The organism is Microbacterium sp. 1.5R, from assembly GCF_001889265.1.
GTDB lineage: Bacteria > Actinomycetota > Actinomycetes > Actinomycetales > Microbacteriaceae > Microbacterium.
The window spans coordinates 1,245,751-1,262,158 of sequence record NZ_CP018151.1 but is presented as its reverse complement, the minus strand read 5'-3'; the positions used below and the strand labels follow the sequence as shown (position 1 = coordinate 1,262,158).

Below are 16,408 nucleotides of genomic sequence, written 5' to 3'. Positions count from 1 at the left end.
CGACATCGCCGCCCCGGAGAACGGAGTGTCTTTCGTCATGCCCGTGCTCAACGAGCGCGCCTATCTGGAGCACGCAGTCGCCTCCGTGCTCCAGCAGGAGCTCACTGTCCCCGCAGAGCTGGTGCTCGCGCTCGGGCCCTCCACCGACGGCACGACGGAACTCGCTCAGCGCCTGGCCGCCGGGGACGCGCGGATCCGCCTCGTCGACAACCCCGCAGCTCACATCCCGGTCGGGTTGAACGCCGCGATCCGGGCCAGCCGCTTCGCGACGATCGTCCGCGTCGACGCCCATTCCGAACTCGCTCCGGGCTATGCGGCCCTCGCCCTCGCGACTCTCGAACGCACGGGTGCCGCGAACGTCGGCGGTGTGATGCGCGCTGACGGGCGCACGCCGTTCCAGACCTCCGTCGCGCGCCTCTACAACTCCCCCGTCGGCCTCGGCGGCGGGGCTTACCACGGCGGCACCCACGAGGGCGAGGCCGAATCCGCCTACCTCGGCGTCATGCGTCGGTCGGTGCTCGACGAGGTCGGGCTCTTCGACGAGTCGATCCGCCGCGGAGAGGACTGGGAGCTCAACCTCCGCATCCGCCAGGCAGGACATCTCGTCTGGTTCGATCCCGATCTCTCGGTGACCTACTGGCCTCGCGAGAGCTGGCTGCGCCTCGCCCGCCAGTTCCGGGCCACGGGCGCGTGGCGCGGCGAACTCGTGCGACGATACGGACGCCGCAACGGCATCCGGTACTTCGCTCCCCCGGCGCTCGTCGTCCTCGTCGCGGCCGCTCTCCTCACCGGCGTCCTGCAGTTGACCGGCATCCTCTCCGGCGCTCTCTCGCTCGTCGTCGGGGCCGTGGTCTATCTGCCGCTGGTGGCGTATCTGCTGCTCGTGGTGGGCGTCGCCTGCCTCCCCGGCGGTGGCGGGCTGCGCCAGAGACTGTGGACACTGCTGGTTCTGCCCACCATGCACCTCTCCTGGGGCCTCGGCTTCATCGAGGGCGTGCTGCGCGGCGCTCGCGACACGGTCGACGCGTCCCGACTCGGCACCCGCAACACGCCACTCCCCTGACGCGCCGCACCGCCGACCGGCTCACCGGGTGACGTACCCCTGGTCCAGGATCCGCGCGACGACCCGCTCGGCGGAGCGACCGTCATCCCGCGGGTTGAACTGCGCCCGCCAGGCACGATATCGCTCGGCATAGACGTTCCCGTGCTCGCCGTCGGCGAGTGCCGCGACCAGTTCATCCTGCGTGCGGACCAGAGGGCCGGGGGCGCGGGTCTCGAGATCGAAGTAGAACCCACGGAGCTCTCCGCGATAGTGGTCGAGGTCGGGCACGAGGAAGAACATCGGCTTGCCCGTGACACTGAAATCGAACATCACCGAGGAATAGTCGGTGATCAACACGTCCGCGGCGAGCAGAAGCTGCGAGGTCTCGGGGTATCCGGTGACGTCGATCACGCGAGCGCCCGCTCGGTCCCGTCCCGTGTCGATCGTGCGCGAGTGGCCGCGCACGAGCACGACGGAGTCCGTCTGCCTGGCGAGCTCCTCCGCGTCGATGAAGTCGACCATCTCGGGTCGGTCGTCGCGCCAGGTGGGCGCATACAGCAGCACGCGCTCGCCGTCGGCGATGCCCAGGGCGGCGCGGATCGCTGCGGCATCCCCGGTGACCAGAGCGTCGTTCCGCGGATACCCCTCGACCCAGATGGGCCGTCCGAAGAATGCGTATGCCTTGCGGAGAATGCGCTCGGAGTAGGTATTCTGTGCCAGAAGCACGTCCCAGCGTCGAGACTCCTTGATGACCGCCGCCATCCGTCGAGGAGCGAACCCCGGACGGTGCAGCGCCAGCCGCTTCAGGGGCGTGCCGTGCCAGGTCTGCAGCACCTTCTGGCCGGGCTTGCGAGCGAAGCGGCGGCGCAGCCAGTCATTGACCACGAGCAGGCGGGATGCCGCGCGGGCACGCCACCACTCCGGGCTGCCCTCGACCACCGCGATCGCCCCGTCGGGAACCGCAACCGACAGGTCGACCACACTCCAGTAGCGCGTGACGTCCGGCGCCTGCGCGAACAAGGCGCGGTCGATCGCCTGCGGGTTGCAGCCGACGGCACGTCCGTAGAAGCTCTCGAAGAAGACGGCGTTCTCGGTCGCCCCGGGATGCGCGAGGTAGCGGCCCTCGAGCGTCGCCTGCCCCTCGCTCGTCTCATAGGCGGGATCGATCGGCGCCGCGATGCGCACGGTCGTCCCGTCGACGGCGACGCGCACGCCGGTCAGCACCTCCGCTGCGACGAGGAGATCACCGAGCTCCACGTCTGCAATGTGCAGCTCGTAGTCCCCAGTCGGCAGGGGAAGCTCAGGGCCGCCCCACCGTGCTGCGCGCAGCGGGAACGTCGCCTTCCAGGTCTTGCCTCCGCCGGTGATGCGCGCGCCGACCCGGGCGCGCGGCCCGATCAGCTCGGCGGTGGTGGGGCGCTGGCCGGCGCCTGCGATGACCAGCGTCTCTGCCGCCTCATCGATCCGGGCCGTGGTCATGCTGCTCCCTTCGGCGCGGGGATCCCCCGCGCACGGATTGTCTCGTAGACGCGCCGGGTGTTGCCGCCGTCGCGGAAGGCGTGCATCTCCGCGCTGAGCGTATCCGAACGCTCGGCGCGTGCAGAGAAGAGGTCCTCGTCGTCCAGAAGTGCAGACAGCTGCGGCAAGAGCGAGTCCCAGCCGGTCGCGGCGTCGTCGCCGGCGACGTCCTGGAACCGACCGTAGAAGCCTCTCGTCCGCGCGTAGTCCTCGGCGTCGGGAGCGAGGAACAGCACCGGCATTCTCAAGAGTCCCACGTCGTACGCCAGCGAGGAGTAGTCGGTGATGAGCACATCGATCGCCGGCAGCACCGGCGTGACGTCGGTCAGCAGGCCGGAGCCGAGCATCCGCACCCTTCTGCTGGGCAGCGGAGGCGCATACCCGCCCTCTCCGAGCGGGTGGGAGCGAACGAGCAGCACGGCATCCCGCTGCTCGAGCATCTGGATGATCCGCACCCACTGAGTCGCCGACGGGACTGCCGGATCATCGGCTCCGTCGCGCCAGGTCGGGGCGTAGAGGATCGTCCGAGATGCGGTCGGCAATTCGCCGACGACGCGCGCCAGCGCATCGGACGCGGCGGCCCGACGCTCGGTCGGGTCGCCTGCGGACAGCACGTCGACGCGCGGCTCGCCCGTGACGACGACGCGGCCGTCGCCGAGCGCGAAGGCCGACTCGAGCCGACCCCTCGACCGGTGCGATGCGGCCGGGAAGACTCGGATCCGCTGAGCGGCTCGGCAGTACAGGAAGCCGACGAGACGACGCAGCAGCGGCGCACCGGGGACGTCCGGGACCTGCGTGGTCGCGGGTGAGTCCAATCCGATCCGCTTGAGGGGGATGCCGTGCCAGAGCTGCACGACGAAGGCACCGGACACCGCATAGCGGTTGACGTCGCCGAGGCCGTGCGTGACGACGACGACGCGGGCACGCGCCGTCGCCCACCACCCTCGCAGGCTGCCCTTGCGCACCGTGCGGAGGCCGAGCGCCGCGGCATCGCGGTCTTCCCGATCGGAGGACGTGAGCCACACGGTGTCGTGCCCCTCTGCTGCGGCGACACGGTGCAGGGCGAGAGCCCCATCCCCGACGCCTGCACCGCACCCGAACACCCATCGGGCCCCGCGCGGAATCACGAGGGTGCCGGCGCGTCCGGCGAGGTAGAGCGGTATCCGAAGCAGCTTGGCCGCATTGCCGGAGCCGAAAGAGAAGGACGCCACCCCGCGAGCCTATCGCGGGGTGGCGTCCTTCTCGGTGAGCACGGTTGCCGGAGTCAGCCGGCGAGGTCGCCCAGGGTCACATCGGCCTCGTATTCCTTGCCGCCACGGATGTACGTGACCTTCGCGTCGCTGCCCCCGGCTGCCGCCCGCACCTGCGCCGTGAGGTCGCTGGCGCTCGTGATGGGCACGCCGTTGAACGCGGTCACGATGTCATCGGCCTTCAGCCCGCCGGCCGCGGCGGCGCCGCCACCGGTGACATCCGCGATGTAGGCACCCGACACGTCGGCATCCTTGACGCTGGCCGCATCCTGCACCGACGCCCCGAGCAGGCCATGGGTGGCTGCGCCGTCGGCGATGATCTCCTCCGACACCCGCTGAGCGATGTTCGCGGGGATGGCGAAGCCGATCCCGATGGATCCCGACTCCTCCGAGCTCCCGGAGCTCGCGATCGCGACGTTGATGCCGATGAGCTCGCCCTTGCTGTTCACGAGCGCGCCGCCGGAGTTGCCGTGGTTGATGGCGGCATCCGTCTGGATCACGGCGATCGAGATCGACTCCGACGTCTGCTGCGAGGTGTTGCCGGGCAGATCGAACTGGAACGGGCCCTCGCCCTCCTCAGGCGTCTGCTGCTCGTTCTGCGGAGCATCTTCCGAGGACGAGTCCGGAAGCGCCGACGACGCGATCTGGATGCTGCGGTTCAGAGCACTGACGATTCCGGTCGTGACCGAGTTCGACAGGCCGAGCGGCGCGCCCAGAGCCACCGCGGTGTCCCCCACGTTGAGCTTGGAGGAGTCTGCGAAGTCGATCGGGGTGAGATCTGTCGCGTCCTCGAGCTTGATGACGGCGAGGTCGTAGATCGGGTCGGTCCCGACGACGGTCGCCGAGAAGATGCGGCCGTCCGACGTGGTGACGCGGATCGTGGGATCGGCGACTGCGCCGCCGAGCGTCACCACGTGAGTGTTCGTGAGCACGTAGCCGTCGTCGCTGATGATGACGCCCGATCCGCTGCCGCCCTGATCGGAGCCGGCCACCTCGATGGTGACGACCGACGGGAGCGCCGCGGTCGCGACGGCCGTCGTCTCGTTGACGGAGCCGGGGTTGTTGACGGTGATGGTCTCGGGACCCTGGGCGACGCCCGTCGAACTCTGGTCGGAGATCCCGTTGAGGATCGCTCCGCCGCCGAAGCCCGCGACACCGCCGACGAGCGCAGCCGCCACGACGATTGCGGCGAACTTCACTCCGGCGCGCGGCTTCTGCTCTTTGACCTTGACGGAGCCGTCGACCGGCTGCCCGGGCTGCGCTCCGGTGTGCAGACCGAACGCCGCACCGGGAGAGGCCGCGGCCGGTCCGCCGACCGGTCCCGATGCGTGGCCAGGGTGGTGTCCCGGCGCTCCGAGGTACTGCTGCGGGACGGTCTGGGCGTCCGGCGCCACCGGGGCGGCCGGCGCCTCGAATGCCGGCGCGGGTGACGACGTGAACGTCGCGGGAACGTGGTGTCCCTGATATGGCCCCGGGGCGGCGACGATGCCGGGGGTCTGAGCGGCGGCATCCGTCGTCGAACGGTCGACGACCTCTGCTGCCTCGGTGGACGGCGCTGCGTCATTCGACGCAGGTGCCGTGTGGTCCTGGGTGCTGTCTTCGTTCATGGTGTGTGCTCCTTCAACAACGCCCTCTCAGAGTGACGCCTGTATCTGTGCGTTTCGTATGGCGAAGATGAGTTTCACCTATGGCCTTAGCCTGTTCTTCATGAGTGTCATCCCCGGCGCATGGCGGCGCACGGCAGCGGGAGCCGGTCTGCTCGCACCAGACGGAACCGTCGCGCCCACCATCTTCGCAGAGATGTCCGCTGCTGCGGCCCGAACCGGTGCGATCAATCTCGGCCAGGGCTTCCCCGACGAGGACGGTCCTGCAGAGGTGCTCGACGCTGCCAGGGACGCGATCTCCCGCGGGGTGAACCAGTACCCGCCCGGAAGAGGGAACCCCGACCTGCTCGCCGCGATCAGCGAACACCAGCGGCGCTTCTACGGGCTCGAGGTCGACCCCTCCACAGAGGTGATCGTGACGGCCGGTGCCACCGAGGCGCTGACCGCGACGCTGCTCGCCCTCATCGACGGTCCTGACGACGAGGTCGTCGTCTTCGAGCCGTACTACGACTCCTACGCGGCGGCGGTCGCTCTCGCCGGCGCGCGACTGCGCACGGTGCCGTTGCGCGCTCCGGACTTCCAGCCCGATCTCGAGCAGCTGGCGGACGTGGTGTCCGACCGCACGCGCATCATCCTGGTCAATGACCCCCACAACCCCACCGGAGCCGTCTTCGGTCGCGAGGTGCTCTCGGAGGTCGTCCGTCTCGCCGATCTGCACGATGCGATCATCGTCACCGATGAGGTCTACGAGCATCTCGCGTTCGAGATCCCGCACACCCCCGTCGCCACCCTGCCGGGTGGCGCCGAGCGCACGCTCACGATCTCGTCGGCGGGCAAGACGTTCTCCGCGACCGGCTGGAAGATCGGCTGGGTGCACGGCCCCGCCGATCTCATCACCGCTGTGCTGACCGTGAAGCAGTATCTGACATACGTGAACGGCTCGCCGTTCCAGCCGGCGATCGCCGTGGGTCTGCGCCTCGGAGATGCGTTCTTCGCGGGTGCCGCGTCGACGCTGGCGCGCAAGCACGAGATACTCGGCGCCGGCCTGCGCGCCGCCGGGTTCACCGTGCATCCGCCCCAGGGCGGCTATTTCACGGTGGCCGACGCGTCAGCGCTCGGCGGAGCGGATGCCGCGGAGTTCTGCCGCGCACTTCCCGAACGCGCAGGAGTGGTCGCGATCCCGCTGACCGCCTTCGTGTCGCAGTCACGCCGACGCGAGTACGCCGGGCTCGTCCGCTTCGCGGCGTGCAAACGCGTCGAGATCCTGGAGGACGCGGCGACGAGGCTCGCGACGAGCTTCTGAACGCTCTCGTTCAGCGCGGACCGACGGCGTATCGGCGCCCGCGCAGGGACGGGTTCACTGCCCGCACGCGATCGATCGTGCTCCGCTCGACTGTCGCGACCGCGATGCCCTCGTTCGTTCCCACCCCGGCGAGCACGACGCCCTGCGGATCGACGATCTGCGAGTGCCCGACGCCGATCGGGGTCGGGTGGTCGGCGGCGATCACGTACGCGGTGTTCTCGATGGCGCGTGCCGCCAGCAGCGTGGTCCAGTGGTGCTCCTTGAGCGGACCGCGGACCCACTCGGCCGGCACCACCAGGGCGTCGGCGCCGGCATCCATCAGAGTGCGCGACACCTCGGGGAATCGCAGGTCGTAACAGGTCATCAGTCCGAATCGGATGCCCGCGAGCTCGAACGTCGCCGCTCCCCCGATCTCCCCCGCCTCGACCCAGTCGGACTCGGTCTGGCCGAAGGCGTCATACAGGTGCTGCTTGCGATAGGTCGCGAGGATGCCGTCGCCGCGCACCGCGACCACCGTGTTCCTCACATGAGCGGCGTCCGAGGCCTGCTCGGCCAGCCCCGCCACGATCACCACTGCGTAGTCGGAGGCCAGCGCAGTCAGTGTCGACACGAACTCACCATTGAGTGGCTCCGCATTCTCGGCGAGAGTGGCGTCCATCGGATCCACGAAGTAGCTCGAGTACTCGGGGAACACGACCAGCCTGGCACCGCGTGCGGCGGCCTCCGCCGTCAGCTCCGCGATCCGATCACGGTTGGCCGCACGGGAGGCGGTGGGGGCGAACTGACAGACGGCGACGGGCACAGCGGCGGGCACGGCGGGGGTCTCTGGCATGCTCCCATCCTCTCGCACACGCGTCCTCGCGGCCTCGATTCGCGCGCTCCTGATTCGCGTGTTAGGCTATTGATCGTGCCGCGGGGTGGAGCAGTTCGGTAGCTCGCCGGGCTCATAACCCGGAGGTCGCAGGTTCAAATCCTGTCCCCGCAACAAAGAAAAGGCTCCTGATCAGGGATTTATCCCGATCAGGAGCCTTTTGCTTTGCCCTCTGAAACTGCGAAGTGGACACAAAAGTGGACACAGTGGTTATTGAACCTCAGATAACGGAAGAAGTAGTGCCCGCCCTTGCCGGCGCGAGTCACTGCTTCTTCTGGCTACGTCCGCCTTAGAAAACTGGGCAGCGCAGTCGTCTACGACGCCGCTTTCGATTCTTCATCGTCGTTCATCCAGGCGAAGGCTGCTGCTACCGCTTCCTCGTCGGTGCGGAGGATGGTCAGCCCGTCCAGCGCGAGTGAGTAGAACTGGTCAACCCAAGCCTGAGCGAACGGAACGTTGCCACCCTGGTTCAGCGACATGCTGGGGATGAGGTGGCCGCCGTGGAGCACATTCATGCACCGCTCCATGGCTTGCGCCTCGACTGACCACCACTCTGAGTGGACAACGCCGCTCGACATCGAATATGCCTGTCGGTAGAGGTCAATGAGGCCTGCTTCTTCCGCCATTGCACGGACCGACTTGCCACCGGCGAAAGTGTCCCGAGTGTCCACCGTCCGGTAGTCCAATACGTCGTCGTTGTAGCTGAGCCTCTTGAGCTCGTCGATGCTTTCGTTGAAACCGACCGTGCGCGCCTCGGCGGGTATCTCATCCACGATTCGCGCATACAACTTGGCCTTGCCTGCGCCGTACTCCTTGAACTGCTTGTAGATCGACGCGTCCTGCCGGGCCATCCATCGGAGATATATCTTGGTCTCCACAAGCATCCGTCCGACGTGCGCTCCGTGCTCGAGGCACCACATGTCAGGCACGCCCAGCACCGCGATGACATCGCGTCCGGCACGGGCCACAAGCCCGGAGACGACCTCTTGTCGCTCGTTCTCATACAGGTGAGCTGGTGCCGTCTCGAGTGCTTCGACGAAGCTGCTGAAGACGTCCATTGTGAACCTGCGCAGATTCTCACCGCCGTCTGGCATGGGTGTGGGTTCTGCTTGCTCAGTGGGTATTGCAGACGCCTGCGGATCGGCCAGCTCACCATCAGCGGATTCAGCTTGAGCTTTATCCGAAGCTTCGACCTCACGCTTTCGAAGGCATCTGGATGTCATCGAATTCATTCCCCAGAACATTTTTGCCCACTTGATTGACTCGTCAAAGGGGTTCGGGTTGTCCCCCTCGAGCAACCCTTTGTGGGCTCCCCAGAGAGAACGAACCATGGAGTCCACGGAATCACGCCTACTCAGGTTGACCGGATAGTCCTGTAGGAACTCGATCGTCTGGGCATCTGAGCTGAATGTGCCAGCCTGGACTGTGCTCCAGATCCGCATGCACTTGATGAGGGCTTGTCGATGACCATCACGCATTACGGACCACAGCGCGTCCGCGACTAACTCCATATCTGCCTGCTCTGGAGCGTCCACGACGATCTCGCCAACAAGCCACGGTGCCGGGTGGATCGAGTACGACGCAAGCGCGCGTCGCACCGCCGTGGAAAGCAATCCATGATGCTTGCCCTGATCTGTGACGATCTCGATCGCGTCGGGATACTTATCGGCAAGACGAGCAAGATTCGTTAGACGCCCATCTAGCAACTCCGCCACGGACGCGGCGTCGTCGTGGTCGACCAGCGCCTCTTGGACGGCTTTCTGCCACTTGATGAACTGCCGCATGCTGGCATTGCTCTGCTCTGCCAAGACAAGGGCTGGCCAAAGAAGGTCCGGCAGGTCGTCCTTGATCCAGTTCCCGATGATCAGTGACCCAGTGGCCATGAGCGGAGATTCGAATACACGCCCCTTTCGCACATGGTCAGCCATCGGTCCCGAATGCTGGTTTGGCTTAGGCAGGCTCATATGAGGAACGTAGCGCGTTGATCCGACACCGGTGGCCGCTCGCCCAGAAAGGATTGTCACGCTGACTGCCGGCGCAGGTCACCGATGATCCCGACCGGCGCTCAGCCTGGGCACTGAGCGCTCTTGGGGTCGTCGGCGAGCTCCGCGGCGTCCTGTGCCTCATCGCCGACATTGTCGCGGTGTTCGATCTCGGCGCGTCGTTTGTCGTAGACGCGGACACTCTTGCCGTTGCGGTTGGTTCGGTATCCGATCGCTTTGGTGGTCCCGGTGAACAGGTTCAGTCTGACTCTGACGAGCGTGTAGAGCTCGTTCAGCAGCCGTAGCTCGGTCGCTGCGTCGCAGCGGTAGTGGAATGCGTGGCGGCGCACTACGTCGCCGTTCTTCTGCTCGACGTGGGCGCTGTCGTTGGAGTGGTAGGGGCGGGAGCGGGTGAAGAACAGGTCACGTTCCTGCGCCCAGCTTATGATGGCCTCGTTGATGAACTCCCCGCCGTTGTCGCTGTCAATCCCAGTCGGGCGGAACGGCAGCCGTGTCTCAATGATGGGCATCGCCTCGAGCACCCATCGGTGCGCCCCGTTGCGCAGCGCGATGTTCTCGGTCCACCCGGTATTAGACCGCACCACGACGTGATGCAACACGACAAGTACAGCCGACTCGCATCGAATCATGACTCAAGAAGGTGCGCACGACTCTTCAACGAGTCAGCTTGAGCGCGGCTAGACAGCGGTTTTGGGTATATATGGACACAAAAAGTTGGACACAAAAGTGGACACAAACTTTTCTCTTTGTGGCTCCAGCACTACCCATAGATGCGAAGTTGGGTGTGGCCGAGGCATCGGCCTCAGGAGTTATCCGAGGCAGATTGAGCTCGACCCTCCAGCAATCAGCCTGAACTAGAACCCATGTGAGCAAAGGCAAGGAGCGGTAAGTACGCCGTCGTAGCAGCGACAAATTATTTGAACCTTGTTCGCCTTAGACCGCAAGTTTGCATCGAGAGGGAATCATTCGGCAATTCGCTGGCCTCATAACCCGGAGGTCGCAGGTTCAAATCCTGTCCCCGCAACGAGAATGCGACACACGAAAGGCCCTTGATCGGGAGATATTCCGATCAGGGGCCTTTCGCATGTGTACCTCACGCCGGCCTCGCAGCCGAGCGACATCGAGATCGCTCGGCTGCGAAGGATCAGCGGTAGCTGAGTGTGAGCTCAGGACCGGTCGGCTCGACGAACTTGACTCGGACGCTGCCCAGCGCCGCCGCGCCGGCCGCGACGTAGCTCATCACGACGCGGTCCCTGTTCGCGGTTCCGCCGTCCGGCAGGATGAGAACGCGCGCGACCGAGAGCGCGTCCACGAAGTCACCCGCCGAGGCGCCCCCGACCCGGCCCTGTTCCCAGGTGCGGAAGACACTCGCCGCGGGTGAGCTGTCGCGCTGCACTCCCTCGGAGATGGTGGTGCGCGCCATCTCGTCGAGGAAGGCGAGATTGTCGAGAACCATATCGACGTCGTTGAGGACGGACTCGTCGAAGCGGTCCGGATAGTCGATCTCGATGCGCACCTGCACATCGTCTCCGTCGAACGGCACCGAGCCGTTCATCGCGCCTCCTCCGGTTCCGCCGTCGAGGGTGATCTGTCCGAGATGACGGCTCTCCATCAGCTCACACCCCCAGATTCGCGCTGAGGATCTCTTCGGCAAGGAGGCGCGAGACCTCCTGCGAAGCCGCGGAATCCGACGAGAAGAAGTCCTCGACAGTCGCGTCGAACAGCTGATGCCCTCGGGCATACTCGGCCACGGTGAGGGCCAGGCAGCGCGCCGTCAGCGCGTAGAGGTCGCTCGCCGCGTAATGCGTGCCGTTCGACGAGCGCCCGACACCGGCGCCGCGGGGAGTCGGGTTCGACGCCGGCGCGCTCCCGAGCGCCGCTGCGGCACTGGCGAGCTCCGTATCGATCCGGCCCATGCTGTTCGACACCACGGTCGCATTGCTCCTGTCCATGCTCATCGTGCCGTCACCGACCGGGTACGGGCCGAGAGCGAACGCGTCCAGATTGTAGGTGGCGTTGTCGGAGCGGATGATGCTCGCGGCTTCGGCCATCGCGTCGTTGAGCTCGTTCTCCTGCTTCTCGAGCGCCTTGTCGAGATTGCCGAGCGCCTCGTCGAGAGACGACAGGATGTCGGAATAGGTGTTGCCCTCGATGACGACGTTGCGGGCGATCCCCTGCACGGCGCTGCTCGCCGCGCCGGCGATTCCCGAGAGCACGGCCGCTGCGGCCACCGTGCCCGTGCCGGCCGTCACGATCGCGGATACGACTCCCGCCACCGCTCCGACGACGGTCAGCACGAGCGTCCCGTTGGCCGCAGCGGCGTTCCCCGCCTTCTGGTCCCAGGCGGCGCGAGCGCTGTCGCAGATCGACACGACGTCCTGTCGCGCGGCGGGCCACATGGCGGCCTGAGCGCTGTAGTTGAGCTGGAGGATCACGCATGCGTCCCCCAGGCCGTGGGTGACGGACTGGAACTGGATGTAGTACTTGTCGATGAACGCGGGCTTGAAGCTGCCCTCGATCTTGTTCGCCATCATCTCGTGCACCGAGTCGTTGGCTGTGCCGATCGCACCGGTGTTCTGCACCGACGCACCCGCGCCCGAGGTGCCGAGGATCGCGGCTGCCGCCGAGGTCGCACTCGCCGGTGCCTCGCAGGCGTCGCCGCCGTCCGGCAGATCAAGCCACTTCGACACGCGGGCATCGATCGCGGCCCGGATGTCGTCGAAAGCCGGTGCGACCGAGTGGTTCACGCCGTTGCCGTCGCCCCCGCCCTCGCCTGCCGCATTCGGCCGGTTGTAGAAGTTGAGCATGAAGCCCCACTTCGCGTAGATCTGGTCATTTCCCCAGTTCGGGTGAAAGCCCTGGTCCGCCATGAAACAGTCGATCGCGGCGCGCTTCATCTTGCCGATGATGTCCGGCAACTCCGAATAGTCAGGCATATCTCGATCCCCTCCAGTCTCGATTTCCGTGAAGTGCCGCCCGGACATCTCTCGACGCGTCGGGGCGGCTCCACCGAGAGACTAATCGATTCCCGGACTCCTTCGCTCGCGACAGGACGACACCCGCATCGCCCTCGGATCCACTCGTTAGACTGTCCCACCGAACGGCGCGACCGTCGACGGCGGCGCGGTCGGTGGAAACAATGACCCGGAGGTCCATGATGACGCAGACTCCCGACAGCGCCGCGGGGAACCGTCCCGCGCTCGCATCAGGCTCATCGCGGCGCGCGATCGTCAGCCTCTGGATCGGCGCCGTGGCTCTGCTGATCTCCGTCGCACTGATCGTGCTCCTCGTGCCCGTACCGGCCCTGCTCCCGGTCGCAGCAGCCGCCGCGCTGCTGGCGATCGTCGCTCTCCTGCTGGCCGGTCGAGCGAGACGCTCCGCGGTCGCTCGCACGGGAACGGCGGCCGTCGTCGTCGCAGCGGTCGCCCTCATCGTCGATCTCATTCTCGTCGTCGTGATGGCAGTCGGCGTCCTCGCCGGCAACGGCCTCAACCACGTCGAGGTGCGTGCCACGGGCGGACCCACATTCACGGTCTCCTTCGCCGATGACACACAGGCGTACGACGAGGAGTGGGCCTCCAGCGGCTGGAAGCAGTACACGACGACCGGCGATTCGGCGGAGATCGTCGTCACCGCCCCGGACGACGACACGGACGCGACCGTGAGCTGTCAGATTCTGTGGAACGACGAGCTGGTCGTCGAGCAGAGCGGCACGGGCTCCGTGACCTGCCGTTACGACGCGGACTGACCGACCGGACTGATCGGCGCGGACGGATCGCGGCGGCGTCAGCGGACTGCTCGTCGCGCCCGTCGCCTGCCTCCGCGGGCGTCGGCAGAAACGGACGATGCCGCCCCTCGCGAACGAGGGACGGCATCGTGTGCAGACGGGGCCGGGGTGTTACTCCCCCGAGGCGGCTTCCAGTCCGAGCAGCGTGTTCACGGCATCCGTGAGGCGCTTGTCGGCCTCGGCGAACTTGGTCAGGTCGCCTGCCTTCAATGCGGCCTCTCGGTCGGTCAGCGCCTGCTGCGCGGCTGCAAGAGCCTCGGCCTCGGCGTCGGTCGGCACCGTCGGCTCGGTCGGGACCTCACCGGTGTCCGGGTCGGGCTCGGTCGGCTCGACCTCATCGTCTCCACCGGTCGCACCGGCATCACCGCCGAAGAGGGTGTCGAGCGCGGCGGTCAGCGTGTCTTCGAACGCGACCTTGTCGCCGAAGGCCACGAGGACCTTCTGCAGACGCGGCAGCTTGGTGCCCTCCGAGGACTGCACGTACACCGGCTGCACGTAGAGCAGACCGCCGCCCACGGGCAGAGTGAGGAGGTTTCCGTACAGCACCTCGGACTCGCCCTGCTGCAGCAGGTTGAGCTGCGGCACCACGGCCGTGTCCGAGTTGTAGGTGTTCTGCACCTGGCCGGGGCCTGGGACGGTCGTATCGGTGTCGATCTCGAGCATCCGAAGCTGGCCGTAGCCCTCCGCCTTCACGCCGGCCTCCGATCCGGCATCCGAGTCGACCGCGAGATAGCCCATCAGCACGTCGCGGTTGCTGCCGCCCTGCGCCGAAGGAATGAACGTCGAGAACATCGAGAAGCGCGGGGAATCCTGACCCGGCATCTGCATCGTCAGGTAGTACGGCGGCTGCAGGACCTGCTCGCTGCGCGGGTCGTTCGGCGTCTGCCAGCGGTTGTCCTGCTGCGCGAAGGAGCCGGCGGTGTCGATGTGGTAGGTGCCGAGGATGTCGCGCTGCACCTTGAACAGGTCGGTCGGGTAACGGACGTGGCTCATCAGATCGGCCGACATGTCGCTCACGGGCTTGAGCGTCGACGGGTAGATGTTCTGCCAGGTCTGCAGCACGGGATCCTGGTCGTCCCATGCGTACAGGGTGACCGAACCGTCGTAGGCGTCGACCGTGGCCTTGACCGAGTTGCGGATGTAGTTGATCTCGTCGATCGCGAGCGTCGGCGACGGGAGGTTCGAGTCGGCGATCGCATCCGACAGGCTCACGTTCGTCGAGTAGGGGTAGGTCGAGCTCGTGGTGTATCCGTCGACGATCCAGACGATCCTGCCGTCCACGACGCTCGGGTACGGGTCGCTGTCGAGCTCGAGGTACGGGGCGACCTTCTGCACGCGCGTCTTGGGATCGCGGTCGTACAGGATCTGCGAGTCGTCGTTCACGAGGTTCGAGAACAGGATCTGCTCCGACTGGAACTTCAGCGCGTACAGCAGCTTCGTGAAGCTGCTCCCGATCTTCGGTCCGCCGTCGCCCTCGAACGTCGTCTTGGTCTCGCTGGCGCCGTCCTTGCCTCGCGGATAGTCGATCTCGACAGGATCGGTTCCATCGGGAGAGCCGACGATCGAGTACTCCGGCGAGTTCTCGCCGAAGTACACGCGCGGCTCGAACTCCTCCTGCTGGGTGAGGAAGCCGTCGGACGGGATGCCACGCTCGAGGAAGACCGGCTCGCCGTCGGGCGTGCGCTGGTTGCCCGCTGCGACGACCAAGCCGTAGCCGTGCGTGTAGACAGCGGCGCGGTTGTTCCAGTTCGTGACGTCGACGCCGTTCATGTCGAGGTCGCGGACGGAGACGACCGTGTCCTGCATCTCACCGCCGATCTCGTAGCGGTCGACGTCGAGCTTCTCCTGGAACTGGTAGTAGCCGCGGTACTGCTCGAGCTGTCGCACGGCGGGGCTGATCACGTTGGGGTCGACGATGCGGATCGATGCGGTGGTCTCGGCGTCTTCACGCAGCTGGCCGGCCTCGGCGTCGGTCTCGGCTTCGAACGGGGTGGTCTCGAGGTCGGCGACCCCGTACGCCTCCTTGGTGCCGTCGATGTTCCGCTGGTAGAACTCCGCCTGGTAGGCGTTCTGGTTCGGGCGGACCTGGAACGTGGTGACGGCCCACGGGAATCCGACGCCGACGACGAGCGAGGCGACGATGAGCAGCGCGGTCGCGGCGAGAGGGAACCGCCAGCGGCCGATGACGGCCGTGACGAAGAAGAGGATGGCGACGAGCGCGGCGATGATCGCGAGGATCGCAAGGCCGGGGATCGTGGCGTTGACGCCCGTGTAGGCCGGGCCGACGATGCGGTCGTCCTGTGCGACGAGGGTCTTGTAGCGGTCGAGCCACAGACTCGCCGCCTGAACCAGAAGGTACAGACCCGCGATCACAGCGAGCTGGATGCGTGCGGGCTTCGAGATGCGCAGCTCGCCCTGACCGATGCGGACCGACCCGTAGAGGTACGACACCAGCGCGGTGACGATGAGGGTGAGCAGCAGGACCGCAGACACGAAAGCAAGCAGGATCGAGTAGAACGGCATCGCGAACATGTAGAAGCCGGTGTCGACGCCGAACTGCGGGTCGGTGGCGTCGGTCGCGACGCCGTTGGCCCAGAGCCAGACGGTCTTCCACTGGCTGGCCGCCGAGAAGCCGGCGAAGAGGCCGAAGAAGATCGGCATGCCCCACATCGCGAGGCGGCGGAGCGGCTCGATGACCTCCTGGTACCTGTCGAGCTGCGAGCTGAGCCGCACGTAGACGGGGCGCAGTCGGTACGCGAGCTGGATGGCGACGAACAGCGGCACGGCCATGCCGAGGAATCCGACGACGAACATCACCGCCGTGGCGAACCATTGGGTGGTGAGCACTCCCGCGAAGCCCACCTGGTCGAACCAGAGGAATTCGGTGTAGAGCGACGCGAAGACGAAGAAGGCGGCGATCAGCGCGGCGATGATCGCCAGCGAGATACCGAAGATTCTTCGCGAGGTTCGGGGAGTGGCCGGGTTCGGTGCAGAAGTCGAGGTCACCCTCCCATCCTAGGCACGCCTTAC

At 66.6% G+C, this 16,408-nt stretch carries 12 protein-coding genes and 1 tRNA gene; 4 read left to right on the top strand and 9 right to left on the bottom strand.

Annotation, left to right across the window (positions count from 1 at the left end):
• Positions 1–37: 37 nt before the first annotated feature.
• The gene (locus BMW26_RS05880) at positions 38–1,063 is read left to right on the top strand and encodes a glycosyltransferase (RefSeq protein WP_053099055.1); all 1,026 of its coding nucleotides are present in this window, start codon (positions 38–40) and stop codon (positions 1,061–1,063) included.
• A 21-nt stretch (positions 1,064–1,084) separates the two neighbouring features.
• Here the strand turns inward: BMW26_RS05880 and BMW26_RS05875 are convergent, their stop codons facing one another.
• The 3 genes from BMW26_RS05875 to BMW26_RS05865 are packed head-to-tail and all read right to left on the bottom strand — an operon-like array spanning position 1,085 to position 5,417.
• Positions 1,085–2,521: a CDP-glycerol glycerophosphotransferase family protein gene (locus tag BMW26_RS05875; RefSeq protein WP_072591025.1), complete on the bottom strand. Its 1,437-nt coding sequence runs from the start codon at positions 2,519–2,521 to the stop codon at positions 1,085–1,087.
• The gene (locus tag BMW26_RS05870) at positions 2,518–3,771 is read right to left on the bottom strand and encodes a CDP-glycerol glycerophosphotransferase family protein (protein WP_072591024.1); all 1,254 of its coding nucleotides are present in this window, start codon (positions 3,769–3,771) and stop codon (positions 2,518–2,520) included. Before BMW26_RS05870 ends, BMW26_RS05875 begins: the two co-directional genes overlap by 4 nt.
• Before the next feature lie 53 nt (positions 3,772–3,824).
• Positions 3,825–5,417: a S1C family serine protease gene (locus BMW26_RS05865; protein WP_072591023.1), complete on the bottom strand. Its 1,593-nt coding sequence runs from the start codon at positions 5,415–5,417 to the stop codon at positions 3,825–3,827.
• Between the two features lie 100 nt (positions 5,418–5,517).
• On the opposite strand from BMW26_RS05865, the gene BMW26_RS05860 reads away from it, so the two are divergent.
• Positions 5,518–6,717 carry an aminotransferase class I/II-fold pyridoxal phosphate-dependent enzyme gene (locus tag BMW26_RS05860; RefSeq protein WP_072591022.1) on the top strand — a complete coding sequence of 400 codons (1,200 nt, stop codon included), beginning with the start codon at positions 5,518–5,520 and terminating at the stop codon, positions 6,715–6,717.
• A gap of 10 nt (positions 6,718–6,727) precedes the next feature.
• Here BMW26_RS05860 and BMW26_RS05855 read toward each other — a convergent pair whose 3' ends face one another.
• Positions 6,728–7,549, bottom strand: a complete 822-nt coding sequence (locus BMW26_RS05855; protein WP_072591021.1) for a carbon-nitrogen hydrolase family protein — start codon at positions 7,547–7,549, stop codon at positions 6,728–6,730.
• Positions 7,550–7,628: 79 nt separating this feature from the next.
• On the opposite strand from BMW26_RS05855, the gene BMW26_RS05850 reads away from it, so the two are divergent.
• Positions 7,629–7,702: transfer RNA gene (locus BMW26_RS05850), tRNA-Met, on the top strand.
• Positions 7,703–7,902: 200 nt separating this feature from the next.
• Here BMW26_RS05850 and BMW26_RS05845 read toward each other — a convergent pair.
• The 4 genes from BMW26_RS05845 to BMW26_RS05830 form a co-directional block, all read right to left on the bottom strand.
• Complete coding sequence (locus BMW26_RS05845) at positions 7,903–9,471, bottom strand: DUF5677 domain-containing protein (protein ID WP_083569301.1); 1,569 nt, start codon at positions 9,469–9,471, stop codon at positions 7,903–7,905.
• A 182-nt stretch (positions 9,472–9,653) separates the two neighbouring features.
• Positions 9,654–10,100 (bottom strand): hypothetical protein, encoded by a 447-nt coding sequence (locus tag BMW26_RS05840; RefSeq protein WP_198032387.1) that lies wholly within the window; start codon positions 10,098–10,100, stop codon positions 9,654–9,656.
• Between the two features lie 635 nt (positions 10,101–10,735).
• Entirely contained in the window at positions 10,736–11,203 is a 468-nt protein-coding gene (locus BMW26_RS05835) for a hypothetical protein (protein ID WP_053095607.1), read from the bottom strand.
• Between the two features lie 4 nt (positions 11,204–11,207).
• Positions 11,208–12,527, bottom strand: coding sequence for a hypothetical protein (locus tag BMW26_RS05830; protein WP_072591018.1), 1,320 nt, complete (start codon positions 12,525–12,527; stop codon positions 11,208–11,210).
• 218 nt (positions 12,528–12,745) lie between these two features.
• On the opposite strand from BMW26_RS05830, the gene BMW26_RS05825 reads away from it, so the two are divergent.
• On the top strand, positions 12,746–13,339 hold the full coding sequence (locus tag BMW26_RS05825) for a hypothetical protein (protein ID WP_072591017.1): 594 nt from the start codon (positions 12,746–12,748) through the stop codon (positions 13,337–13,339).
• Between the two features lie 150 nt (positions 13,340–13,489).
• Here BMW26_RS05825 and BMW26_RS05820 read toward each other — a convergent pair whose 3' ends face one another.
• On the bottom strand, positions 13,490–16,384 hold the full coding sequence (locus BMW26_RS05820) for a UPF0182 family membrane protein (protein ID WP_053095604.1): 2,895 nt from the start codon (positions 16,382–16,384) through the stop codon (positions 13,490–13,492).
• Positions 16,385–16,408 lie beyond the last annotated feature (24 nt).

Coding starts and splice junctions, on each gene's coding strand:
- BMW26_RS05880 (WP_053099055.1), top strand. CDS start 38: ATGCCCGTGCTCAACGAGCGCGCCTATCTGGAGCACGCAGTCGCCTCC.
- BMW26_RS05875 (WP_072591025.1), bottom strand. CDS start 2,521: ATGACCACGGCCCGGATCGATGAGGCGGCAGAGACGCTGGTCATCGCA.
- BMW26_RS05865 (WP_072591023.1), bottom strand. CDS start 5,417: ATGAACGAAGACAGCACCCAGGACCACACGGCACCTGCGTCGAATGAC.
- BMW26_RS05860 (WP_072591022.1), top strand. CDS start 5,518: ATGAGTGTCATCCCCGGCGCATGGCGGCGCACGGCAGCGGGAGCCGGT.
- BMW26_RS05855 (WP_072591021.1), bottom strand. CDS start 7,549: ATGCCAGAGACCCCCGCCGTGCCCGCCGCTGTGCCCGTCGCCGTCTGT.
- BMW26_RS05845 (WP_083569301.1), bottom strand. CDS start 9,471: ATGGCCACTGGGTCACTGATCATCGGGAACTGGATCAAGGACGACCTG.
- BMW26_RS05840 (WP_198032387.1), bottom strand. CDS start 10,100: ATGCCCATCATTGAGACACGGCTGCCGTTCCGCCCGACTGGGATTGAC.
- BMW26_RS05835 (WP_053095607.1), bottom strand. CDS start 11,203: ATGGAGAGCCGTCATCTCGGACAGATCACCCTCGACGGCGGAACCGGA.
- BMW26_RS05830 (WP_072591018.1), bottom strand. CDS start 12,527: ATGCCTGACTATTCGGAGTTGCCGGACATCATCGGCAAGATGAAGCGC.
- BMW26_RS05825 (WP_072591017.1), top strand. CDS start 12,746: ATGATGACGCAGACTCCCGACAGCGCCGCGGGGAACCGTCCCGCGCTC.